This is a genomic window from uncultured Chryseobacterium sp. (genome assembly GCF_913776365.1).
Classification (GTDB): Bacteria; Bacteroidota; Bacteroidia; order Flavobacteriales; family Weeksellaceae; genus Chryseobacterium.
Genome location: NZ_CAJYMO010000257.1, coordinates 1 through 5,170 on the forward strand (window position 1 = coordinate 1; position 5,170 = coordinate 5,170).

Here is a 5,170-nt window from a genome sequence, read left to right on the forward strand (position 1 = left end):
GGATGTACATGAGTGATATCGGGCGTTGGGGCGTGATGGATCCGCTGGCAGAGACTATCACCCGGGTGAGCCCGTACCATTATGCCCTGAATAACCCGGTAATGATGATCGATCCGGACGGAAGGAAGGCGATGTCTCCGTACGGTGCTCCCGGTGAAGGGCAGGACCCGCGTTCCGCCTGGTTTGCCAATCATGATTCAGTATTGGAACTGATGGATAAGCTTGTGCCGGAGGGTGCCAAAGGCGGGATCAGTTCTTCAACCTTCGGGCAGACAGCGGCTTTCAGGGCCATTATGGCCGGGCTGGATCCGAAACCTGATCCATCTCCTTCTGTTTGGAAACAGATTGGTAATTTCCTCAGTAATTTGTTTGGAGGAAAGAAAAGTTCAGGTAGTATAACAGGGTTTGGTCCGCTGGAAAAAGTTCCGATGAATTACGGGCAAACGAGACTGTTTGGACTAATAAGAAATGCAAATGTGAATGCCAACGGTGAAAGCCCGTTAGAACAATACAGAGGATGGAGAGATAACCCCTTATATCATGAAGGAGAAAGCTGGCTGGATAGATTTGCAAGAAATGTGAATAGCAGCCATATGGAGATTCTTCAGGATGAAGGCAGCGGTGGCGGATTGATGTGGGGAGGATATGGTAAAGCTTCCTCTTTAGCATCAAAAATATCTGCAGAAGCAGAGTTGCAGGGTTTTAAAAGTCTCAATTCTGGAATAGATCCGGCCATTACGGCAGATTATTTAGAACAAATGATGAATGGTACATTTGATAAACCTATAGGAGTCGCTGGGTTTAAATGGGAGGGAATTTTTTATTTAAATGACGGTAACCATAGAATGAACTCCGCTATTCAATATAAAATATTAACCGGAGATTATAAATACATGGATATACTTATGAAAAATGCTAAGTTTGAAAATGCAAATCCAACTAATTATGGAAAAGTATATAAATTTCCAGTAAAACCTACAAGATAATGAATGAAATTTCTATAATAAATCCTAAAGAGCTAAAAAATTTCATCAATAAAAATGACTATGTTTTTGTCAACTTTGCTTACAGTAATGCTTTAAAGATCAGTTATTTTTATGATGAAATTAAGAAAAAAGAGAGGGGTGAATTAATAGAGTTATTTGAAAAAATCACTGATATAAAGATTAGAGTAGATGATACTTTAGGTAAATTACATATAGTTTTACTCAAATTAATTGTAGATGGAAAGGAAGATAAAATTGTTATTAGTAGTATTGGTTTTCATGTGAAATCTTTTGATTTTTTGATCGATAATTTAAAAAAAATCTTTGAAAATTTAGAAGGAGTGATAAACAAAAAAATTATAATTGTAGAATGCAATCTTAACGATTCAGAAGATGCTGAGTCTATCGAACAATATTTTAATGCATAGAGCAGACATGAATTTTTATAAGTGTCATTAAGTGCTGAAAAATATTAATTCACTCTCTCATATTTGTAAGATATAACAGCATTGCTGCTGAAGTGCCGTTCAATTCAGGCTGGTTGTATACTGCAGGATTATGAACCGGACCTGCCGGGTAGGATAGATCCGAAGAAAAGGCAACATCAAGCTGTAGACCCGTGGCACAATACAAATGCCTATAAACATCCCTAAAAAAAAGAATGAAAAGTTCCGTCGGGAGCAGATCAAGGATATACGCAGATAGGCAATCCTTTAAGTATAGATCTTTGAAAGGAGAGGAAAGTGCCGTACATCCGCATATCAGGAGCAAGGGAAAAACCGGTTTGTACAGGAGCAGAGGAGGCACCGGTATGGTAGACCGGGTCAAAAACTGATTCCTATTGTTCCGTGCATTACAATGGCGGCCTGCCATAAATATCTTTTAACGAAAATGAATGATAAAAATACTGAAATATCCGTATCGGATCTGAAGAAAATTTTGAGACTGGTGCTTGAGGAACTGGATCAACGGGATGAGGAGGATAACTTCAAGCTGGAGGATGACCTGTACTGGAATATCCGGGATGAAGAATGGTGCGAAATCTACAGAGAACGGAAGCCTGATCGATGACCGGGAGTTTTTAGAAAAAGCGATCTGTGGGGAAAGGAAACTCATTCCTTATGATCTCTGTAAGCTGGCAGTTCTCCTCAGGTATATCGGTCAAAAGGAAATTGTATAAAAAAGGAAGTGATAAGGTCTTCATTGCGCCACGGCTGTCCTGTCTCTGAGATTCAGGGTATTCCAATCTGTTGTTACGGTTATGATATAGCGCAATGGTGCAGGTGCCGGCAGGAAATGCAGGGAAATAAAGCCGGCTCCCGCACGAGGAAGCCGGCCGTTTCATTCTGCAGTTAGTTCCGTGAGGTATGACAGATCCGTTGTATTTGCGGATACATCAGGGTCAAAAGTGAAATCCGGTGTTGTTGGCTTATCCGCTGTCTCTATTTGCTGAAACCGGTAATCCTGAGGTTCCCGAAAAAGACCTTTGCTCCGTTGGCATACTGCCAGGGCGCGGAAATATAGAAATTCTTGGCGGCGGCGGGCCTGAAGAACAGCCCGTCGGCTAGCTTCCGGCTGCCCAGGTAAACCGCCATTTGCTCTCCGTCTACCTCAAGTCGTACAGGAAGTACCCTGTTGAGGTAAGGTGCCAGATCAAAGGTGTGGTTGGCGTATTTTTCAGGATCCTTGCTGCCGGTATTTACCATATCGGTATCATAGTACTGGAGTTCCACGTAAGCCCCGGAAGTGCTGAGGTACTCTTTGGTGCTGTTGTCCGGGGCAAACCCGAAAGACAAAGGAGCGATGTCATTGATCTGGTCACCGGTCGCCAGCAGATCAAACGTAACCGTAAAATGCACGGGATAGGAAACTGGTTTTGAGATCTTGTACAGGGCTTTGTCTTCCAGGATCAGCCATGTTCTCGGATAGCCGGTAACCTCGGCTACGGCAGCCAGGCCGTTGCTCTTGATCGACGGTACGGTAGAACCGGCAGGATAACCTGAAAAATCCTCGGAAAAGAGAGGCAGGTCTCCCCGGTTAAAATGAACCGGGGCCTGAATCTCTGCCGTACGGGGCCTGCTTTTTTTAGTCATGACCTGGTCAACAGCCTTTTTAGTCTTTTCTTTTGCTTTTTGCCATAAGCTTCCCAGCTGTGCCGGGAAATAGAGTGAAGAACTTAAAAGGACCATTAACAGGAACCGGATGGAAAATTGGATTTGTAACATATGAAAATGTGATTGGGGATTTATCTTGGGGTGATTGGGTGTGTTCAAATAGTGTAGTGCCGGGGCTTTCCTCAGCCGATATCGGATACAGGGCATGTGCGTATCATCACCGGTGGTTCCGGGATCTTTCGTACCGTACCCAGCCGGAAAAAGGTCAGTGCAGCCTTACCTTTACGGTCTCTCCATTTTCCTTTACCTCCACAAATTCTTCAATGCGGTCTTCATGGTCTACTGCATATTGTTTAAGTTCGTAATAATTGGTGCGGCCGCCGTAGCCGTTGTAGGCGGCACCGGTATACTCGTGGTAATAACCGTTTTTCGTATAGGGAAGGAAACCCTGGAGAAAATAGGTTCCGGGCTTCATCTCCGGAAAGGTGAATTCCCCGCTGCTGTTGGTAACGGCTTCCAGCCTGTAGCGGTAGGCCTTGTCTGCAAGGTTGACATACCGGCGTTTCCTGAAGTTTTCTTTTTCTTTCCTGAGGCTGTACCAGGCATTGAAATAAGGCGTTACCGGCAACAGGACCACCTTGATCTGATTGGCATAAATCCGGTTCCCCGCTTTGATGCCCATATTGTTTTTTGCTTTTGTGAAGGCCACCCCTTTTATCGTGGCTGTACCTCTGGCCAGCATTGCCCTGGCCTGTAATGAATCGAAAGCCGCTTCGGGATAAAAAATTTCCTTCTTGTCTTTTTTCTCCGGCTCTTTGTACTGGGCAGATGCGGGCGATGCCGTACCGGCAACCGTAAGAAGCATAAAAAATGTCTTTTTCATAATGCGGTGTTCTCTATGTTAGGGATTGATAATTTTGTCATAAGGCAGGTTGAAGGAACCTCCCGATATCTGGATTGCTTTTCCTCCCATCGACCTCAGTTTCCCGGAAAATGTCCCTCTGATGTCTTCTTTGTCGATAGATTCGATCCGGACGCCAAAAGCATCGTCGGCGAAAGAGGTATTGCATAGGAGGGTTCCGCTATTGGTCTGCACAGCGTACCGGGCAATCATGCTTTGCCCGGCAGGAGTGGCATAGGTGCCGGGCTTGATATCGCCGCCCTGCTTCCGGATTTCGACATCCGGTGAAGGGGAAGGCAGGGTACCGTTTGCAGGAAGAGGTTCTTCATGCCCGCAGGCTACGATATGCTCCCATCGGCTGCTTTTCTTCCGGCCGAAAGGGCCTCTAAAAAAAAACTGAATTCATATTTTTGTCTTAATAAGGTAGTACAAAGCTAAGACAGGATATTGCAGGTTGAAATACCGTTTTCCGGGTAATTTTTTCTACTGGTTTTTGAGTAGTTTTGCGGCTGCAGACATAAAAATGAAGGCGGATAAGGATTTTTGCCTCATCTTTACATGGGAAAAACTGAGAGACACCGCAGGGGACAGGAAAAACTCCGGTAACCCTTTGTTCTGCCTGTCCTGATTATGGCCCGGCGGGGTTATCATCAGAGGCCTCCGGAATTGTCTCCGGAAGAACATGTACAAGGCCTGTGTATTCCCGGAACCGTAACAGATAAACTATGAGAAAGTATTGCTTGCTTTTACTCGGCCTGTGCCATTTCCTCCGGCTGCCGGCGCAGCAGCAGATTCCGCTGGATGAGAAACGATATGTGGACAGTCTTCAGCGGGTGCTCACATCCGTCCGGGCCGATACGGCAAAAGCGGAAGCCCGTTTCCTGCTGGCCGACTACTGGAAGTTTAAGGATACTGCAAAAAGCAAAGCGTACCTGACGGAAGGGAAATCCCTGGTGCAAAGTTCGGCTTATTGCCGTGCCATTGTCCCTTTTTATGAGGGGCAGTATTATTCTAACGGACATTCCCGGGAAGCGTCCGGTGCATTTCAGAAAGCCATTCGCGCGCTGGCTCCGCTCCATGACATCAGGGCATCCGCGAAGCTTGCCGCAGCATGGTACAATTATGCCCTGATGAACAAGGATGCGAAAGGCTATGATTTTATTATGAAA

6 protein-coding genes and 1 pseudogene are annotated in these 5,170 nt (G+C 45.4%); 4 read left to right on the forward strand and 3 right to left on the reverse strand.

Annotation, left to right across the window (positions count from 1 at the left end; translation table 11 throughout):
* From QZ735_RS13325 to QZ735_RS13335, 3 genes and pseudogenes are all read left to right on the forward strand, one after another.
* A pseudogene (locus QZ735_RS13325) lies at positions 1-986 on the forward strand (hypothetical protein); the annotation flags it as partial.
* On the forward strand, positions 986-1,414 hold the full coding sequence (locus tag QZ735_RS13330) for a hypothetical protein (RefSeq protein WP_294249301.1): 429 nt from the start codon (positions 986-988) through the stop codon (positions 1,412-1,414). The pseudogene QZ735_RS13325 and the gene QZ735_RS13330, both read left to right, overlap by 1 nt.
* 463 nt (positions 1,415-1,877) lie before the next feature.
* A complete protein-coding gene (locus QZ735_RS13335) occupies positions 1,878-2,057 on the forward strand; it encodes a hypothetical protein (protein ID WP_294249303.1) in 180 nt (59 codons plus the stop codon).
* A 371-nt stretch (positions 2,058-2,428) separates the two neighbouring features.
* Here QZ735_RS13335 and QZ735_RS13340 read toward each other — a convergent pair whose 3' ends face one another.
* The 3 genes from QZ735_RS13340 to QZ735_RS13350 form a co-directional block, all read right to left on the reverse strand.
* Positions 2,429-3,211: a hypothetical protein gene (locus QZ735_RS13340; RefSeq protein WP_294249305.1), complete on the reverse strand. Its 783-nt coding sequence runs from the start codon at positions 3,209-3,211 to the stop codon at positions 2,429-2,431.
* Between the two features lie 154 nt (positions 3,212-3,365).
* Positions 3,366-3,983 (reverse strand): carboxypeptidase-like regulatory domain-containing protein, encoded by a 618-nt coding sequence (locus QZ735_RS13345; RefSeq protein ID WP_294249306.1) that lies wholly within the window; start codon positions 3,981-3,983, stop codon positions 3,366-3,368.
* Positions 3,984-4,001: 18 nt separating this feature from the next.
* Positions 4,002-4,214, reverse strand: coding sequence for a hypothetical protein (locus QZ735_RS13350; protein WP_294249308.1), 213 nt, complete (start codon positions 4,212-4,214; stop codon positions 4,002-4,004).
* 512 nt (positions 4,215-4,726) lie between these two features.
* On the opposite strand from QZ735_RS13350, the gene QZ735_RS13355 reads away from it, so the two are divergent.
* A partial coding sequence (locus QZ735_RS13355; protein ID WP_294249310.1) for a hypothetical protein occupies positions 4,727-5,170 on the forward strand: 444 nt, incomplete at its 3' end.

Bases quoted from the DNA above. Each gene is read 5' to 3' on its own strand.
- QZ735_RS13330 (WP_294249301.1), top strand. From the start codon at position 986: ATGAATGAAATTTCTATAATAAATCCTAAAGAGCTAAAAAATTTCATC.
- QZ735_RS13335 (WP_294249303.1), top strand. From the start codon at position 1,878: ATGAATGATAAAAATACTGAAATATCCGTATCGGATCTGAAGAAAATT.
- QZ735_RS13340 (WP_294249305.1), bottom strand. From the start codon at position 3,211: ATGTTACAAATCCAATTTTCCATCCGGTTCCTGTTAATGGTCCTTTTA.
- QZ735_RS13345 (WP_294249306.1), bottom strand. From the start codon at position 3,983: ATGAAAAAGACATTTTTTATGCTTCTTACGGTTGCCGGTACGGCATCG.
- QZ735_RS13350 (WP_294249308.1), bottom strand. From the start codon at position 4,214: ATGATTGCCCGGTACGCTGTGCAGACCAATAGCGGAACCCTCCTATGC.